This is a genomic window from Vibrio sp. 10N.247.310.24 (assembly GCF_041467175.1).
GTDB classification, from domain to species: Bacteria; Pseudomonadota; Gammaproteobacteria; order Enterobacterales; family Vibrionaceae; genus Vibrio; species Vibrio tasmaniensis_A.
Genome location: NZ_JBFSUD010000042.1, coordinates 1 through 17,067 on the forward strand (window position 1 = coordinate 1; position 17,067 = coordinate 17,067).

Annotated in this window: 15 protein-coding genes; 6 read left to right on the forward strand and 9 right to left on the reverse strand. The window is 45.5% G+C overall.

The window, feature by feature from the left end:
• Nucleotides 1-357 precede the first annotated feature (357 nt).
• The 6 genes from fre to trxA form a co-directional block, all read right to left on the reverse strand.
• Complete coding sequence (fre, locus tag AB6E08_RS13935) at nucleotides 358-1,071, reverse strand: NAD(P)H-flavin reductase (protein ID WP_009848201.1); 714 nt, start codon at nucleotides 1,069-1,071, stop codon at nucleotides 358-360.
• A 20-nt stretch (nucleotides 1,072-1,091) separates the two neighbouring features.
• Entirely contained in the window at nucleotides 1,092-1,361 is a 270-nt protein-coding gene (locus AB6E08_RS13940; protein WP_029222977.1) for a 2Fe-2S iron-sulfur cluster-binding protein, read from the reverse strand.
• A complete protein-coding gene (ubiD, locus tag AB6E08_RS13945) occupies nucleotides 1,358-3,199 on the reverse strand; it encodes a 4-hydroxy-3-polyprenylbenzoate decarboxylase (RefSeq protein ID WP_372064437.1) in 1,842 nt (613 codons plus the stop codon). Before ubiD ends, AB6E08_RS13940 begins: the two co-directional genes overlap by 4 nt.
• A gap of 98 nt (nucleotides 3,200-3,297) precedes the next feature.
• Nucleotides 3,298-4,293: a hypothetical protein gene (locus AB6E08_RS13950; RefSeq protein ID WP_102249493.1), complete on the reverse strand. Its 996-nt coding sequence runs from the start codon at nucleotides 4,291-4,293 to the stop codon at nucleotides 3,298-3,300.
• 110 nt (nucleotides 4,294-4,403) lie between these two features.
• On the reverse strand, nucleotides 4,404-5,663 hold the full coding sequence (rho, locus tag AB6E08_RS13955) for a transcription termination factor Rho (RefSeq protein WP_009848197.1): 1,260 nt from the start codon (nucleotides 5,661-5,663) through the stop codon (nucleotides 4,404-4,406).
• 199 nt (nucleotides 5,664-5,862) lie between these two features.
• Nucleotides 5,863-6,189: a thioredoxin TrxA gene (gene trxA, locus AB6E08_RS13960; RefSeq protein WP_009848196.1), complete on the reverse strand. Its 327-nt coding sequence runs from the start codon at nucleotides 6,187-6,189 to the stop codon at nucleotides 5,863-5,865.
• A gap of 111 nt (nucleotides 6,190-6,300) precedes the next feature.
• Here trxA and rhlB point away from each other — a divergent pair, with 111 nt between their 5' ends.
• Nucleotides 6,301-7,611, forward strand: a complete 1,311-nt coding sequence (gene rhlB, locus AB6E08_RS13965; RefSeq protein ID WP_009848195.1) for an ATP-dependent RNA helicase RhlB — start codon at nucleotides 6,301-6,303, stop codon at nucleotides 7,609-7,611.
• A gap of 6 nt (nucleotides 7,612-7,617) precedes the next feature.
• Nucleotides 7,618-9,111, forward strand: a complete 1,494-nt coding sequence (gppA, locus tag AB6E08_RS13970) for a guanosine-5'-triphosphate,3'-diphosphate diphosphatase (RefSeq protein ID WP_372064434.1) — start codon at nucleotides 7,618-7,620, stop codon at nucleotides 9,109-9,111.
• A gap of 100 nt (nucleotides 9,112-9,211) precedes the next feature.
• Here gppA and AB6E08_RS13975 read toward each other — a convergent pair whose 3' ends face one another.
• The 3 genes from AB6E08_RS13975 to recQ all read right to left on the reverse strand — a co-directional run bounded on the left by AB6E08_RS13975 (nucleotide 9,212) and on the right by recQ (nucleotide 12,344).
• Complete coding sequence (locus tag AB6E08_RS13975) at nucleotides 9,212-9,883, reverse strand: 7-cyano-7-deazaguanine/7-aminomethyl-7-deazaguanine transporter (protein WP_009848193.1); 672 nt, start codon at nucleotides 9,881-9,883, stop codon at nucleotides 9,212-9,214.
• A 244-nt stretch (nucleotides 9,884-10,127) separates the two neighbouring features.
• The gene (locus tag AB6E08_RS13980; protein ID WP_371710437.1) at nucleotides 10,128-10,439 is read right to left on the reverse strand and encodes a DUF3630 family protein; all 312 of its coding nucleotides are present in this window, start codon (nucleotides 10,437-10,439) and stop codon (nucleotides 10,128-10,130) included.
• Nucleotides 10,440-10,505: 66 nt separating this feature from the next.
• Nucleotides 10,506-12,344, reverse strand: coding sequence for an ATP-dependent DNA helicase RecQ (recQ, locus tag AB6E08_RS13985; RefSeq protein WP_009848191.1), 1,839 nt, complete (start codon nucleotides 12,342-12,344; stop codon nucleotides 10,506-10,508).
• Between the two features lie 180 nt (nucleotides 12,345-12,524).
• Between recQ and rarD the strand changes: the two genes are divergently transcribed.
• The 4 genes from rarD (at nucleotide 12,525) to ggt (ending at nucleotide 16,925) form a co-directional block, all read left to right on the forward strand.
• Nucleotides 12,525-13,433, forward strand: coding sequence for an EamA family transporter RarD (gene rarD / locus AB6E08_RS13990; protein WP_371710438.1), 909 nt, complete (start codon nucleotides 12,525-12,527; stop codon nucleotides 13,431-13,433).
• Nucleotides 13,434-13,519: 86 nt separating this feature from the next.
• Nucleotides 13,520-14,314, forward strand: coding sequence for an AraC family transcriptional regulator (locus tag AB6E08_RS13995; protein ID WP_017081539.1), 795 nt, complete (start codon nucleotides 13,520-13,522; stop codon nucleotides 14,312-14,314).
• Nucleotides 14,315-14,413: 99 nt separating this feature from the next.
• Entirely contained in the window at nucleotides 14,414-15,076 is a 663-nt protein-coding gene (locus tag AB6E08_RS14000) for a LysE family translocator (protein WP_372064431.1), read from the forward strand.
• A 91-nt stretch (nucleotides 15,077-15,167) separates the two neighbouring features.
• Entirely contained in the window at nucleotides 15,168-16,925 is a 1,758-nt protein-coding gene (gene ggt / locus AB6E08_RS14005) for a gamma-glutamyltransferase (protein ID WP_371708173.1), read from the forward strand.
• Nucleotides 16,926-17,067 lie beyond the last annotated feature (142 nt).

Consider the following 17,067-nt stretch of genomic DNA (forward strand, 5'->3'; position numbering starts at 1 on the left):
TATTCATCAACGAGTGCCCACACAGATTGATAGGTTTAAATTGTTAAAGAGCTTCACTTGTTGAGCGTTCCTTTTAAGTAAGGAGCATCTCGAAGTGGACGGCCATTCTAGCGAATTAACATTCAGTGTCAAACACTTTTTGAAAATTAATTTTTGTCGCTTTCCGCCTGACTGATTCTTGCTGAAGCCTTGTGGCGTCTGCCGTCTCAGTGGTGTCGCATTATAGGGGACCCTCTCAGCTTAGCAACTACTTTTTCATGAAAAATGAATAAATAGAGCTTAAGTGCCTAATAGTTCACCTAAACGGAAAAAAGAGAGCATTTCTGCTCTCTTTTTGCTCTAAATCTAAAAGAATTCTTAGATAAACGCGTAAGCATCTGCGTACATATGGTCACGCTTTGCTTCTTTATTCTGAGTAAACAAGTCTCTTGCAGCACCTGCCATTTCGAAACGACCCGCAATGTAGATATCAAAATCAGCTAATGATTCGAAACTTTGCGTGATTGCTTCAAGTACATTACCCGTTTGACCGTGCCAAACTTCAGGTGCTTCTTCTACTACTGGTACAAAATGTACATTGCTGTGTTTTGCTGCAATGTCGACAAGCTCTTCTTTCGCATACAGTTGGCACTCATCTTTTGCGCCCCAGTATAGATGAATCTCTTTTTTACTGTTCTGCGCGATGCAGTGATCGAGAATAGAGCGCACGTAGCTAAAGCCAGTACCACCAGCAATTAGTAACAGAGGACGATCGCTTTCTTCTTTAACCCACGCATCACCGTGCGGAGCATCAATAGCTATGTCGCCATCTTCAGCTTGCGCTTTCTTCATTGCCTCAACAACTTCTGAAGCGTAAGCATTGTGCTCAGCGGCACCAATGTGTAACTCAAGCTCGCCTTCATGACGACAAGGGCTGCTTGCAATCGAAAATGGACGCTTGTCTTTTTCACCCATTTCAACCATCAAGTATTGGCCTGCTTTAAAAGCGACCGGTGTCTCTGGGTGAAGTAGGATTTGGTAAGTGTTACAAGCTAAAGGCTCGATAGATTTCACTTTACATTTAATAGTCATGTTCTTCCTCTCACTAACCCTTAATCGGCAAAGGTTAGAACTAAATTACTTTCTGCAAATGCTTGGCAAGCAAAGATCCAACCTTGTAGCTGCTCTTTCTCTGTGAGCATGGGTTCAAGGTGGTAACTCACTTGGCCTTCTAATTTTTTGCACATGCACATAGCGCATGCACCAACTTGGCAACGGTTTGGAAAATTGATATTGCTGTTGAGCGCAGCATCCAAAACCGTTTGCCCTTTTTCTACGGTAAAACTGATATTTTCTGGGTATAAGGTTACTTGGAAGCTCATGAGATTCCTAGTTGTTCCCAAATGCTATCAATCTTTTTAACGACGTCTGGGTTCTTAGTGATTGGAACACCCCACTCACGCAGGCATTCACCTTCAAACTTGTTTGTCGCATCTAGACCCATTTTTGAGTGTCCAGTTTGGTTTTTCAGGAAAAACGTATCTCTTACCGGATCCATTCTTGTAGTCACCGCCCAGATAATGTCATTCCAGTCACTGACGTTAACGTCACTATCACATACGATGACAAACTTGTTCTCATCGAACTGAGACCAAACCGCTTCAATGATTTTTTTACCGTTACCTGCAGCTTGCTTATCGATAGACACAACGACCATGCACGCATTGTCATTCTGTAAGTGAATATCAATAATTTCAGGGAAGGCTTCGGTTATCTCAGCTAGGCAACCTTCAATATGCTGACTATCTATAGGTAAAGATTTAGCATCAGGTGATAGTGCCAGCTCCGCATCCCACTTCTTAGTAATGTCTAAACCCATTTTTGAGCCTAAACCTACCACTGGCGATGCAAAGTCTAGTGAATCGATAGGTGTGTTCTCTATCATCAGGCTATCACGAGACGGATCCATATGTTCACACATAGCAGCAGTCACTTGAGACCAATCACGCGCGTTAACATCCTCATCGCATACCAAGACAAATTTTGTGTACATGAATTGGCGTAGGAAAGACCATACACCCATCATCACTCGCTTAGCGTGACCTGGGTATTGCTTCTTCATGGTCACGACCGCCATTCGGTACGAACAACCTTCAGGTGGCAAGTAGAAGTCTTCTATCTCTGGGAATTGCTTTTGAAGAATAGGAACAAACACTTCATTTAACGCAACACCTAATACCGCGGGCTCATCAGGTGGACGGCCAGTATAGGTACTGTGATAGATCGGATTCTCTCGCATGGTTACATGAGTAATAGTAAACACATGATGCTTTTCTTTCTCGTTGTAGTAACCAGTATGGTCTCCGTACGGCCCTTCGTCTGCGAACTCATTCGGGTCGATGTAACCTTCCATTACGATTTCAGCACTCGCTGGCACTTCTAGGTCGTTACTGATTGATTTAGCGACCTCAGTTTTACTGCCACGCAACAAGCCGGCAAACGCGTATTCCGATAAGGTATCCGGCACTGGCGTAACGGCACCAAGAATCGTGGCAGGATCGGCACCAAACGCTACCGAGACAGGGAATGGCTTGCCTGGGTTGGTTTCCATCCAATCACGTAGATCAAGCGCTCCACCACGGTGGGCCAACCAACGCATGATGATTTTATTCTTGCCGATCTTCTGTTGACGATAGATACCTAAGTTTTGGCGTTTCTTGTTTGGACCACGAGTAACCGTTAAACCCCACGTTAGCAACGGCGCGACATCGTCCGCCCAACAGCTCATCACCGGAATTTTATCTAGGTCGACGTCATCACCCTGCCATACGATTTGTTGACAGGCCGCCTTACGAAGACGCTTAGCTGGCATATTTAAGACCTGCTTAAACACAGGCAGCTTATCGATAGCGTCTTTAAAGCCTTTTGGTGGCTCGGGTTCTTTTAAGTAAGCAAGCAACTTACCTACTTCGCGTAACTCTTTGACCTCTTGACGCCCCATACCAATGGCTACCCGATCAGGTGTACCGAATAGATTGGTCAAAACAGGCATGTCATAGCCTACGGGATTTTCAAATAAAAGAGCCGGGCCACCAGCACGTAGAGTACGGTCGCTAATCTCGGTCATTTCATAGTCTGGGTCGACAGGGTGAGAAATGCGTTTCAACTGACCAATGCTTTCAAGATGGTCGACAAAATCACGTAAATCTTTAAAACTCATAGGGCTTCTACATGCTGATTATTCTGCGCTCAGTATATCAAAAAGGGTGACGCTGAGATCCCCCTTTTTAGTGTGGTTATTGAGAGGCAAAATCCACTTTACGGTAATGCTTGCTCGATCAAAGAGCTCTTCACCTGAGGGTTATCATTCACAAGATCTTGCAACCAGAGCGTGTGACCTTGTTTGGCTAATTCACGGGCGACTAATGGCGCTTCATCGGCAATCGCCATCCTAGAGACAAGGAACTGCTTCACCTCTTCTGATAGCGGGTTCACCTTGGTAAGCAAAGTAATCGCTTCATCTTTCAAACGAGGATTCTTAGTCGCTGCCATTACCTGTTCCAACGCGAACGTTTGTTTAGTTTTAGCAAGTCGCTCTAACTCTGCTTGGCTATGATAATCGGCCTTCATTCGCCATAGAATCTTATAGACCTCAGGGTCTTCGCTCACTTGCGCTAATCGAACTACCACCTCGGTAGAGGGTAACCAGCTAACAATAGAAGATGCGGTGAGTTGCTTAGTCAGATAGTCAACCGCTTCAGGAGACAAACTGTCTAGCTCTCGAATTAATAGTGCTTCTCGCGTTTGAACTTGATGCTCAGGCCCTGACAACCACTCATTAAGGTTAAGTTCCCGCTTTTCTGCATCCAGTACAAACACCAGTGTCTTCTGGTCTTGGTGCCATTGCTTGATCAGTCGATTAGCAATCGAAGGGTAATTAAAAGCAGGTACCGTAAACTCGTAGCCATCCCCACGCTCTAATACTTGGTAGGTCGGCGTGATAGCGAGTTGCTGTTCTATGAAAATAGACATCTTAGGGGTGAGAACGATCTCTTGCTGTTCGATCTTCTTCAAGAGCCGGTAACGAGCCACCTCTTGCTGGGGAAATGTCAGACGCTCAAGCGAAAAGCGTAGCGAATTGACTTCGTCACGCACGACAAGCTCGAGTAATTCAGCAGTTTTCAGTTTTACTTGATCATTCTCAAGCCAAGACTCTACTGTAAGTGGAGACATCTCGGTGGCATAACTCATACCAACCGGTGAAAGTAACAGTGAAGTAGACAGGAGTAATGATGACAACAGTCCATGTTGCATTTTAACTTCCTCGTAACACTTTTGCCCATTCTGCAAGCTGTCGCTACAAAATGCAAATAAAAAGCGCCACCCGAAGGCAGCGCTTTTTAATAACTATAAGCTAATCAATACTACTGACGACGCATAGCGTCAAAGAACTCATCGTTCGTTTTAGTCATTGCTAGCTTGTCGATAAGGAATTCCATCGCATCGATTTCGCCCATTGGGTGAACAATCTTACGCAGAATCCACATCTTCTGTAGTTCATCGTTCTTGGTAAGAAGCTCTTCACGACGAGTACCAGATCGGTTGAAATCAATCGCTGGGAATACGCGTTTTTCAGCAATCTTACGGTTAAGGTGCAGTTCCATGTTACCTGTACCTTTGAATTCTTCGTAGATAACTTCATCCATCTTAGAACCAGTATCAACCAGTGCTGTTGCGATGATAGTTAAGCTACCGCCTTCTTCTACGTTACGTGCCGCACCGAAGAAACGCTTTGGACGATGTAGAGCATTCGCATCAACACCACCAGTAAGAACTTTACCTGATGAAGGAATCACAGTGTTGTAAGCACGAGCTAGACGAGTAATTGAATCCAGTAGGATAACCACGTCTTTCTTGTGTTCAACAAGACGCTTCGCCTTCTCGATTACCATTTCTGCTACTTGTACGTGGCGAGATGCTGGTTCATCAAACGTCGATGCGATTACTTCGCCTTTAACTAGGCGCTGCATTTCTGTTACTTCTTCTGGACGCTCATCGATAAGTAGAACCATTAGTTCACACTCAGGATGGTTACGGGCAATGCTTTGAGCAATATTTTGCAGAAGCATTGTCTTACCCGCTTTTGGCGGAGCAACAATCAGACCACGCTGACCTTTGCCGATTGGAGAAGCAAGGTCAAGAATACGAGCTGTGATATCTTCAGTTGCACCATTACCCGCTTCCATCACCATACGTTCGTTGGCGTGAAGAGGAGTAAGGTTTTCGAAAAGAATCTTGTTACGAGCGTTATCTGGTTTATCGTAGTTAACCGTATTTACTTTAAGCAGAGCAAAGTAACGTTCGCCATCTTTAGGTGGACGGATTTTACCGCCAATAGAGTCACCTGTACGAAGGTTAAAACGACGAATCTGGCTCGGTGATACATAAATATCATCAGGACCAGCAAGGTATGAGCTGTCTGCGCTACGTAGGAAGCCAAAACCGTCTTGAAGAATTTCTAGAACACCATCACCAAAGATGTCCTCACCACTTTTTGCGTGTGCTTTAAGGATGGAGAAGATAATGTCTTGTTTTCTTAAGCGAGCTTGATTTTCAAGACCTAGGCTTTCGCTAAGTTTAACAAGTTCAGACACAGGTCTGTTCTTCAGTTCAGTAAGATTCATAGTGGTGGAAGTTTGTTTAGTCAAAATAGGGTCTGTTTTCTTAAGTTAAGAAGGATTTGGTCACAGGCTCGACCAAGAAGAGAATTTGTTCAATTAACGTGCGATAAATTAGCACTAAAACTAAGACTAGTCCATAGCTTAGAAAAAACAAAACCGCGCATTTGTTAACTGCGCGGTTTCTTTTCAAAGGCTCACCTAATTAAAGGTTAGCGTCTAGGAACTCTTTAAGTTGAGTTTTAGACAATGCACCAACTTTAGTTGCTGCTACGCCGCCATCTTTGAAAAGAAGCAGCGTTGGAATGCCACGAATACCAAATTTTGGTGGAGTTCCAGCATTTTGGTCGATATTTAATTTACCGATTGTGAGCTGACCTTCGTACTCGTTTGCGATTTCATCAAGAATCGGCGCAATCATTTTACATGGACCACACCATTCTGCCCAAAAATCAACAAGAACAGGGCCTGCAGCGTTGATTACATCGTTATCAAAACCGTCATCAGTTAGCTGCAAAATCTTATCACTCATCTTCCACTCCAATGTATTTTTTAGAACTGGTTGGATGATAACCAGTAAATAGATGCCCTATTGGAATGTATTTACTTTCGTATTGCAAGCTTAAGCTGATATTCTATAGCAATGAAAAAGACGCATATCACAGAGCAAAAGTTCGCCGACTTGGATTTACTTCCGCAAGTCATTGAAGGATTGGAGAAAAAAGGGTTCGACTATTGTACCCCTATCCAAGCCTTGGCGCTCCCGGTACTGCTCACCGGCCAAGACATTGCAGGCCAGGCCCAAACGGGTACTGGTAAAACGCTTGCGTTTCTTACTGCTACTTTTAATCACCTGCTAAAAACACCTGAGCATGAAGGCCGTAAGCCTAACCAGCCACGTGCGATTATTATGGCACCAACGCGTGAACTCGCGATTCAGATCTACAACGATGCTGACTCTCTGGTTGCAAGCACAGGTATCAAGGCAGCATTAGCTTACGGTGGCGAGAGCTACGACAAGCAGCTAGGTAAGATCGAAGAAGGCGCAGATATCTTAATTGGTACGACTGGTCGCATCATCGATTTCTACAAACAAAAGGTATTTAACCTTAACCACATTCAAGCCGTTGTTCTTGACGAAGCTGATCGCATGTTCGATCTTGGTTTCATCAAAGACATCCGCTTCTTGTTCCGTCGTATGCCAGAACCTAAAGATCGCCTGAACATGCTGTTCTCTGCGACACTGTCTTACCGCGTACAAGAACTTGCATTCGAACACATGCACAACCCAGAGCATGTTGTTGTTGAACCTGAACGTAAGACTGGTCACCGTATTCAAGAAGAGCTTTTCTACCCTTCTAACGAACACAAAATGGCTCTTCTACAAACGTTAATCGAAGAAGAGTGGCCAGATCGCGCAATCATCTTCGCTAACACTAAGCACAAATGTGAATCAGTTTGGGGCCACTTGGCTGCCGATGGTCACCGTGTTGGTTTGCTAACGGGTGATGTTCCTCAGAAGAAACGTGAAAAGATTCTTGAGCAATTCACTAAAGGTGATGTTGACCTGCTTGTCGCAACGGATGTTGCAGCACGTGGCCTACACATCCCTCAAGTAACACACGTATTCAATTTTGACCTACCTGACGATTGTGAAGATTACGTTCACCGTATCGGCCGTACAGGTCGTGCAGGTGAAAGCGGTCACTCGATCAGCTTTGCTTGTGAAGATTACGCAATCAACTTGCCACCAATCGAAGAATACATTGAACACGCTATCCCAATGTCTGACTACGATGCTTCTGCACTACTGGAAGATCTGCCAGCACCGATGCGCTTACGTACACGTAACCCGCAACAACGCCGCTCAAACAACAATGGCCCACGCAACGGTAACCGTAAACCAAACCAGAACCGTCGCCCACGCCAACCGCGCCATAACAAGGAAGCTTAGTCGCTTATGAGCCAAACAGTGTCACCACCGCTTTATGCTGCAATCGACCTAGGGTCGAACAGTTTTCATATGCTCGTTGTGCGTCATATCGATGGCAGCGTACAAACCATGGCTAAAATTAAGCGCAAAGTTCGTTTAGCTGCAGGCTTAGATGAAAATAATGCGCTTAGTTCTGAAGCCATGCAGCGCGGTTGGGACTGTTTGAGTCTCTTTGCAGAGCGACTGCAAGATATTCCGAAAGAAAATATCCGCATTGTTGGTACAGCGACACTACGTACCGCTATCAATGTGGATATATTTCTCGAGAAAGCGAACCAGATCCTTGGTTACGACATCAATGTTATCTCTGGTGAAGAAGAAGCTGCGACTATCTATAAAGGCGTAGCACACACTTCTGGTGGCAGCGGCCGCCGACTAGTGGTTGATATTGGTGGTGCAAGTACCGAGATGATCATCGGTGAAGGTTTCTCAGCCAAAGCCTTAACCAGCCTAAAGATGGGTTGTGTTACTTGGCTTGAACGCCACTTTAAAGATCGCCAATTAACCGCAACCAACTTCAACAATGCCATTGAAGCGGCTAAGTCTACGTTGGCTCCTATCCTAGATAGCTACACTGATATCGGATGGGATGTGTGTGTTGGTGCCAGTGGTACCGTTCAAGCACTGCAAGAAATCATGTTGGCGCAAGGCATGGATGAAGTCATTACTCACGCCAAACTCAAGCGTCTACAAAAACAAGCGATGATTACAGAGCGCTTAGAAGAGCTTGAGATTGAAGGCTTAACCCTTGAGCGCGCACTAGTGTTCCCAAGTGGTCTTTCTATTCTTATCGCGATTTTTGAGCTGCTTGAAATTGATTCAATGACACTCGCTGGCGGCGCACTCCGTGAAGGTCTCGCCTACGAGATGGTTGATGAGTTTCGCCAAGAAGATATTCGCGCTCGTACCATTAAGAGCGTGCAATCACGCTACCAAATGGACGTAAGCTACAGTGAACAAGTTGCTGTAGTCGCACAGACTCTATTAGAGCAAGCGGGCGCCGAAACGTGGGTTTCTGAACCTCAAGCAGGTGTGCTATTACAAACAGCGGCGAAGCTTCATGAGATTGGTTTAACAATCGATTTCAAAAAAGGCGGCGAGCACAGTGCTTACCTACTGCAGAACTTAGACCTACCTGGCTTTACTCGAGCGCAAAAGCACTGCTTGGGTGAGTTAACACGTCGCTACCGCGAACAGTTAACTTCATTGCCTGAGCAACATGCAATCTCAGGTACCAGCAGCAAGCGAATTTTACGAATTCTGCGTTTAGCTATTTTGTTGACTCACCGTCGTTATCCAGCGCTTGAGCCTGAGTTCAAGCTGACGACGGATGACAACAATCTGACCTTGACGCTTTCTAAGCAATGGCTAGCAGACAACCCGCTGACCGCTGCTGAGCTAGAGATCGAGTCGAATAGACAAACCGATATTGGCTGGCCATTGAATATTGAATGCCTCTGATATTAGTATCTGACGCTAGAAATTAAAAAAGCCCAAGTTAGTCTACTAACTTGGGCTTTTTCTCATCGCTGCATTAATGCTTTGCGTTACAAATCTAAACTTAAGCGTTAACGCCCGTTGCTTTAAAGTCAGGGTTCACAGCGGTTAACTTCTTAACCACGTAATTTAGAAGTACACCGTACATTGGAACAAACAAACCTAAGCTGATGATAAGCTTGAATCCGTAGTCGACCAACGCAATTTCAGTCCAGTGCTCAGCCATGAATGGATCTGGGCTTTGGTAGAAAGCAATCGCAAAGAACGCGATGGTATCAATGGCATTACCGAATAACGTTGAACACGTTGGCGCAACCCACCATTGCTTCATTTGGCGTAAGCGGTTGAACACATGCACATCCAAGATCTGACCAAGCAAATAAGCCATGAAGCTTGCCGCTGCGATGCGTGCAACAAACAAGTTGAACTCGCCTAGTTGGCTAAAGCCTTGGAATGAACCTTCAAAGAACACCACAGACAATAAATAAGAAACGGCCAGCGCTGGTAACATCACTAAGAAAATGATTTTACGAGCAAGCTGCGCGCCAAAAATACGTACGGTCAGGTCTGTCGCTAGAAAGATAAACGGGAAAGTGAAAGCACCCCAAGTGGTGTGCATACCGAAGACGGTAAAAGGTAGCTGAACCAAATAGTTGCTTGATGCAATAATGATCAAATGGAACAAAACTAATAGTGCTAGGGCTTTGCGCTGTTGCGCAGGGGTAAAGTTACTCATGCTGTACCTTTTTAGTTTGGTTTGGGGGTGAGGGAACCCAAATCGAGTCATTTCTTCGAATAAACCAAGAAAGCTCTTACCAATAATGTGAATTAAAAATGTTTCTATAATTTGCTCTATTGAGCGGCGGGCGATTATACATTAATCAATATTGGCTGCAACGGTGAGAACAAACGCAAACGTTTATCCTCACTTTTATTGATGAATGACGTTAGAAGCCAAGTTTTAAAAGCCATGCAAAAAGTTAGAAACCGCGCTTAAAAAGCGTCGCGAGATAATCGAATTCTTCTCGGCTTTCTTCAGCGTTTAACGACTCAAACCAGATTGATTCACTGTAATGTTCAGACTTTAAAAACATTCGACAATCTTCAAAATCGATCAACCAAGAGTGCACATCGGCGTCCCATTGCTTTTCAATAACAGACGCTGACAGTAACGCCACCAGCTTTTCACCTAATACTTCGTAAGAATCAAAATCAAAACTTGGAGACGTAATCAATAAACGCCCTTCCTCAGCCAAATACTCTCTTAAGCCAAATTCTGTTGGTGTTGTCATGTCCATATCAACCTTATTCTTTTTCTATGAGTCCATCGTTTTTATAAACTAGCCGTTTCTTGCAAACTAGCCGTGTGTGGTGATGTGCTCTTGAATCAAATCTAAGAATGGGTCTGCGTACTTATCGAGTTTACGCTGACCAACGCCATTGACTGCCAGCATCTCGCCATAAGATGTGGGTAGGATTTCGGCCATATCAATCAGCGTCGCATCACTGAATACCACGTATGGTGGCAAGCCATCTTCATCAGCGATCGACTTACGCAGCTTACGCAGTTTGGCAAACAGCTTCTTATCGTAATTCTTGCTGCTTAGTTTATCGGACTTAGCATTACGCACTGCGGTATCTAAACGAGGTACAGCCAACTCCAAAGACATCTCACCACGCAGTAGCGGTCGAGCTTCTTCTGTTAACTGTAATGTCGAATTACGAGTGATGTTCTGAAACAACAAGCCTTTGTGAATCAACTGACGGAAGATACTGATCCAGTAATCATGGCTATGGTCGCGGCCGATACCGTAAGTAGAAAGCTTGTCGTGACCATTATCGCGTACACGGATGTTCTGCATACCGCGCATCACTTCAACCACATAGCCCATACCAAACGACTGATTAACGCGGTACACACAAGACAACGCTTTCTGCGCCTCTTGGGTCGCATCAAAGTGCTTTGGTGGGTCTAAGCAGATATCGCAGTTGCCACATTGCTTCTCGCGATATTCGCCAAAATAGTTCAACAGAACCTGACGACGACATGTTTGCGCTTCGGCAAAGGCACTCATCGCGTTCAGCTTGTGCATCTCAACTTGTTTTTGCGGGCCTTCTTCTTTCTCATCCAGCATACGACGCAGCCAACCCATATCAGCAGGGTCAAACAACATCATCGCTTCAGCAGGCAAGCCATCACGACCTGCACGGCCTGTCTCTTGATAGTAAGATTCGATGTTGCGTGGGATATCAAAGTGCACCACAAAGCGTACATTGGGTTTATTGATGCCCATACCGAAGGCCACGGTCGCGACCACAATCTGAATATCATCACGTTGGAAAGCTTCTTGAACGTAAGCGCGTTCGTCGGTGTCCATGCCTGCATGATAACCCGCAGCGCGAATACCGTTATTGCACAGCTTCTCGGTCACCATTTCCACTTTCTTACGGCTACCACAATAGATGATGCCGCAATTTCCTTTCTGTGTTTCAAGGTAGCGAACCACCTGTGACACGGGCTTGTGCTTCTCAACTAGGTTGTAGCGAATATTAGGGCGATCGAAGCTGCCTAAGTAAGTGTGCGGCTCCACCAGCTGCAAACGCGAGATAATATCTTTGCGCGTCGCATCGTCAGCGGTTGCTGTCAACGCCATATAAGGCACATGCGGGAAATACTGTTTAAGCTGGCCTAGCAAAGCATACTCAGGGCGGAAATCGTGTCCCCACTGAGAGATACAGTGTGCTTCATCCACCGCAATCATCGAAAGCGGTAAGCCTTGTAAGCGCTCGATGAAGTCACGCATCAACACACGCTCTGGTGAAGCATAAACCATCTTCAATTGGCCTGAGTTCATGCGGTTGAACACGCTCAACAGTTGATCGCGTGGCATCGATGAGTTTATGCACTCAGCCGCCACGCCATTGGCTTTCAATTGGTCAACTTGGTCTTTCATCAATGAAATGAGCGGTGAGATAACCAAAGTCAGTCCATCACGCACTAAAGCCGGGATCTGGTAACACAGAGATTTACCACCACCGGTTGGCATAATGACCAAGCTGTCTTTGCCTTCAACGGCTAGGTCTATGACCTCTTGCTGACCATCACGAAAGCTTTGATAACCAAAGACATCTTGTAAGATATCTTGCGCATCATTCGCGGGAGTTGGTGTTTGCTCAGCAATCAGAGTGGCGGTCATTGTGGTTCCTAATCAAGGTATAAAGTCAGCGTGCAGCATTGGCAAGCAAGGCGCACATTGTAGAGGGGAACGCTGGCGAATTAAACCGCAAATTGTTAGGTGAAAAGGGTTAACGCTCCTATACTGACCAACTCTCTTTATAAATCTTATTAATAAGCACTCAGTGCTAGAGAAAGTTACATGACACAAGACGACCAACAACGTACGCGACAGGGAATTTTGCTTGCCGTTGCCGCTTACACCATGTGGGGAATCGCTCCCATATATTTCAAATCTTTAAGTGAAGTATCCCCATTTGAGATTCTTAGCCACCGTGTAGTATGGTCTTTTTTCCTACTCGCTTTTCTACTGCACATGAGTCGTGGCTGGCGTAAGGTTCGAGACACCCTCACCTCTAAACCAAAAATGCTCTATTTAGTCGCCACTTCGATTTTAGTGGGCGCCAACTGGCTTATTTTTATTTGGGCGGTGAATTCCAATCACATGCTCGATGCCAGCTTAGGCTATTACATCAATCCGCTGATTAACGTGTTGCTCGGGATGTTCTTCCTTGGCGAACGCTTACGTAAACTTCAATGGTTTGCGGTTGCTCTGGCTGCGATTGGCGTGATAATTCAATTGATCGCGTTTGGCTCTGTGCCGATCGTTGCCATTGCCCTAGCCTTCAGCTTTGGTTTCTATGGCTTGTTACGTAAAAAGGTTAGCTTGGAAGCTCAAACTGGCTTATTCATTGAGACGCTGGTGATGCTGCCTATCGCCGCAACCTACTTACTGTTTATTGCCGATAGCCCGACCTCAAACTTATCGATGAACCCGATGCAACTCAACCTGTTACTGGTTGCTGCCGGAGTGATCACCACGGTTCCATTGCTGTGTTTTACTGGCGCTGCAACTCGCTTGAAGCTATCAACACTAGGTTTCTTCCAGTACATCGGTCCAAGCTTGATGTTCTTACTGGCGGTTCTGATCTACGGCGAAGCCTTTACCTCAGATAAAGCGATCACCTTTGCTTTCATATGGGGAGCACTGGTTATTTTCAGCTTTGATGGCCTGCGTAACAACAAAAAGAACAAACGCGCTAAGCAGTAACACTGATCGTTTTTTACAAGACAATCCCTTAATACGAAGATAAGCTTGGTTGAATTGATGACTATTTGACCAAGCTTTTTTGTACCATGGATAAAGTCCACTACTACTCTACCCCAACAGAAGATATCAGCCTGATCCAAGCTCAGTACCAAGAGTTTGCCTTTCAGCGCCACTATCATTTGGACTTTCACATTGGCTTAATTACCCAAGGACAGCAGAAATTCGTCTATAAAGGGACGAGCCATAATGTTGGTGCTGGCCAAGTTGTTATCATGCCACCCGATGAGCTGCATGATGGGCACTCCAAACTCGATTCGGGTTATCAAGTCAGTGTGTTTGCCGTGTCTCCCCAATGGTTTCAAGATCTTGCCGATCCCAAGCAAAATGGTCACACATTAGGCTTTTCTGAGTTGATCCTCTCCGATCAAGCTGCATTTTCACAATTGCGCAACTTACACGGCCTATTAATCCATCAAAACATCAGCCAGCTCGCTCAAGATTGCTTACCTTTCGAAGGGTTCTCGACGATTGTCGATCGTTATGCGAAATTTGGATCGAAGAGTGACATCAAACTGGGTAATCAATCGATTGATACGCTAAAAGACTACTTGATGGCGAACTTGGATCAACCAGTGCGATTAGAACAATTGTCTGAGTTGTGTGGTTTAACCACGACTCAATTCCAACGCCATTTTAAAAACAGAATGGGCATTACGCCTTATGCATGGCTGAGCCGTTTACGTATGGAACAAAGCATGCGTCTGATTAAGTCTGGGATATGTGGTACCAAGGTCGCGCACCAAGTAGGCTTCTATGACCAAGCACACTTCTCTAAGGCTTTCAAAACCACGTTCGGTGTACCACCCTCACAAATCAACTAAGTGTTGATAATTTACAATTGCTCGATTTCAAATCACGGTAAGCTACGCTCAATACGATTACTTATTTAATAATAGCGGCAACGTTATTGAGAACTGACGATGAACGAAGTCACCATACTGATCACCCTAGCCTCTATCCACTTCATCGCTTTGATGAGCCCCGGCCCTGATTTTGCGTTAGTCGTGCAAAATGCGACGCGTCACGGACGCCAGACAGGCTTGTACATTGCGCTTGGTTTATCTTGCGGGATCTTGCTGCACTCATTGCTGAGCCTGACGGGAATCAGTTACCTAGTCCACCAACAACCCACATTATTTGCCATTATCCAACTAGCCGGCGGTAGCTACTTACTGTACTTAGGTTACGGAGCACTTAAAGCAACCTGGCAAATCATTCAGAACCACGATGATGATGCCGATACCATCAATTCCAACGATCTGATTCTGACCAATAAGCGTCAGGCATTTTCGAAAGGGTTTGCGACCAATATTCTCAACCCAAAGGCTTTGGTGTTCTTTATCAGCTTGATGTCGAGCCTAGTGCCTGCCGACATGTCTCTGTCAGGTAAAGGCTTTGCGCTTATCATCCTATTTGGTCTGTCTCTGTTTTGGTTCTCACTACTGGCTTGGATGCTTTCGACTAAAGCATTGCAAAAGAAACTCAGCGAAGCAACGGTATACATCGATGGCTTATGTGGAGTGGTATTCAGCCTTATTGGCGTGAGTATTCTTTGGCAGTCGCTATCCGGTTTAATCGCTTAAATTCGAATCAAGATTACAATTCGTTAACAACACTCTGACTATCTCATCTTTCCACTGCCAATCTAGCTCTGCATATTAAAAGGAGAAGATCATGCAGTGGAAAACAAAACTAACAACCCTCGCCACTTTTACCCTACTTTTTGCCTCTCACGTCAGTTGGGCAAATCAAGCTGCCGATTCCGTCGCACCCGAACAAAGTAGTGGTTTAGAAACCAAACAACTCGTCAAAGCCAATGACTGGATGGTCACTGCGGCCAACCCATTAGCGACACAAGCTGGTGCTGATGTGCTTGCTCGTGGTGGTAACGCCATTGATGCCATGGTTGCCGTGCAGCTTATGCTTGGCTTAGTAGAACCTCAGTCATCAGGTATTGGTGGTGGTGCGTTCCTTGTTTATTTTGATGGCAAGGACAAGCAACTCAAAACCTACGATGGTCGTGAAACTGCACCACTTGATGCCACACCACGTCTATTCCAAGACGAAAACGGACAACCGCTTAAGTTTTACGATGCAGTGGTTGGTGGTCGCTCAGTTGCGACACCGGGCACGGTGCAATTGCTGTGGGACACTCACCAGAAGTACGGAAAATTAGAGTGGGCATCACTGATTAAACCTATCGCTCAGCTAGCTGAAGAAGGTTTCACTATTAGTCCACGTTTAGCTACCTTGATTGAAAATGACCAAGAGCGACTAAGCCGATTTGCGACAACTAAAGCCTACTTCTTCAATGCCGATGGCAGCCCGAAAACAGCGGGTACTCAACTTAAGAACCCAGAATACGCGGCAACGTTAAACGCTATTTCTAAGAACGGTGCTAAGGCCTTTTACCAAGGTGAGATCTCTACCGACATCATCAATACCGTGCAAACCGCGAAAGGTAACCCGGGCGTATTAGCACAGAAAGACTTCGACGCTTATTCAATTAAACAACGCGAACCGGTTTGTTCTGCTTATGAAAGCTACGATATTTGCGGAATGGGGCCACCAAGCTCTGGTGCGTTAACGGTCGGACAAATCCTTGCAATGACTGAGCAATTTGACCTCAAATCATGGGGGCCAAACGACGCGAAATCTTGGCAAGTGTTAGCAGACGCTTCTCGCCTAGCCTTTGCAGACCGTAGTATGTATATGGCCGATCAAGATTACGTGCCAATGCCAACCCAAGGGTTAGTCAATACTGACTATTTGCAGGAACGTGCTCAGTTAATTACCGCAGGCAAGGCATTAGAAAGCGCACCATCGGGCACGCCACCGTGGGATCATGCAATGCTGCAAAGCCAAGATGTTTCTATTGAATTGCCGTCCACCAGCCACTTCAATATTGTTGATAGCGATGGCAATGTCGTTTCGATGACCACCACCATTGAGAATGCCTTTGGCTCACGTTTGATGGTGAGAGGTTTCCTACTCAACAACGAACTGACAGATTTCTCATTCAAGACCCATAACGATGGTAAGCCTATCGCCAACCGACTTGAACCGGGTAAGCGTCCGCGCTCTTCAATGGCACCGACCATCATCATGCAAGACGATAAACCTTACATAGCGATTGGCTCTCCCGGTGGCAGCCGTATCATAGGTTATGTGGCACAAGCGATCATTGCTCATACCCAATGGGACATGGATATTCAGCAAGCCATCAATCAACCACACTTCCTAAACCGCTTCGGTACCTTAGATTTAGAAAAAGGAACATCAGCGGAAAACTTCAAACCTGAGCTAGAAAAGATGGGATTTGAGGTCAACGTTCGCGATCTTAACTCTGGTTTACACGCGATTCGCATCACAAAAGATGGTTTAGAAGGCGCTGCAGACCCTCGTCGTGAAGGTGCAGCCATTGGTCAGTAGGGAATAATCCTCCCTTTTTACTCGCGGCCTTGTGCGAGATCTCTCACAAGGCAGTGAGTAAATATCGATATTTGATGACAAAATTAGTCACCCTAACGTCGTAACCAATTGAATTAAAAAGACACGTACATTTATCACTCAA

What these genes read in the sequence shown, in the direction of transcription:
- AB6E08_RS13995 (WP_017081539.1), top strand. Translation starts at nt 13,520, where the DNA reads ATGGATAAAGTCCACTACTACTCTACCCCAACAGAAGATATCAGCCTG.
- ggt (WP_371708173.1), top strand. Translation starts at nt 15,168, where the DNA reads ATGCAGTGGAAAACAAAACTAACAACCCTCGCCACTTTTACCCTACTT.
- trxA (WP_009848196.1), bottom strand. Translation starts at nt 6,189, where the DNA reads ATGAGTGATAAGATTTTGCAGCTAACTGATGACGGTTTTGATAACGAT.
- AB6E08_RS13980 (WP_371710437.1), bottom strand. Translation starts at nt 10,439, where the DNA reads ATGACAACACCAACAGAATTTGGCTTAAGAGAGTATTTGGCTGAGGAA.
- rhlB (WP_009848195.1), top strand. Translation starts at nt 6,301, where the DNA reads ATGAAAAAGACGCATATCACAGAGCAAAAGTTCGCCGACTTGGATTTA.
- rho (WP_009848197.1), bottom strand. Translation starts at nt 5,663, where the DNA reads ATGAATCTTACTGAACTGAAGAACAGACCTGTGTCTGAACTTGTTAAA.
- AB6E08_RS13940 (WP_029222977.1), bottom strand. Translation starts at nt 1,361, where the DNA reads ATGAGCTTCCAAGTAACCTTATACCCAGAAAATATCAGTTTTACCGTA.
- ubiD (WP_372064437.1), bottom strand. Translation starts at nt 3,199, where the DNA reads ATGAGTTTTAAAGATTTACGTGATTTTGTCGACCATCTTGAAAGCATT.
- AB6E08_RS14000 (WP_372064431.1), top strand. Translation starts at nt 14,414, where the DNA reads ATGAACGAAGTCACCATACTGATCACCCTAGCCTCTATCCACTTCATC.
- recQ (WP_009848191.1), bottom strand. Translation starts at nt 12,344, where the DNA reads ATGACCGCCACTCTGATTGCTGAGCAAACACCAACTCCCGCGAATGAT.
- gppA (WP_372064434.1), top strand. Translation starts at nt 7,618, where the DNA reads ATGAGCCAAACAGTGTCACCACCGCTTTATGCTGCAATCGACCTAGGG.
- AB6E08_RS13975 (WP_009848193.1), bottom strand. Translation starts at nt 9,883, where the DNA reads ATGAGTAACTTTACCCCTGCGCAACAGCGCAAAGCCCTAGCACTATTA.
- AB6E08_RS13950 (WP_102249493.1), bottom strand. Translation starts at nt 4,293, where the DNA reads ATGCAACATGGACTGTTGTCATCATTACTCCTGTCTACTTCACTGTTA.
- rarD (WP_371710438.1), top strand. Translation starts at nt 12,525, where the DNA reads ATGACACAAGACGACCAACAACGTACGCGACAGGGAATTTTGCTTGCC.
- fre (WP_009848201.1), bottom strand. Translation starts at nt 1,071, where the DNA reads ATGACTATTAAATGTAAAGTGAAATCTATCGAGCCTTTAGCTTGTAAC.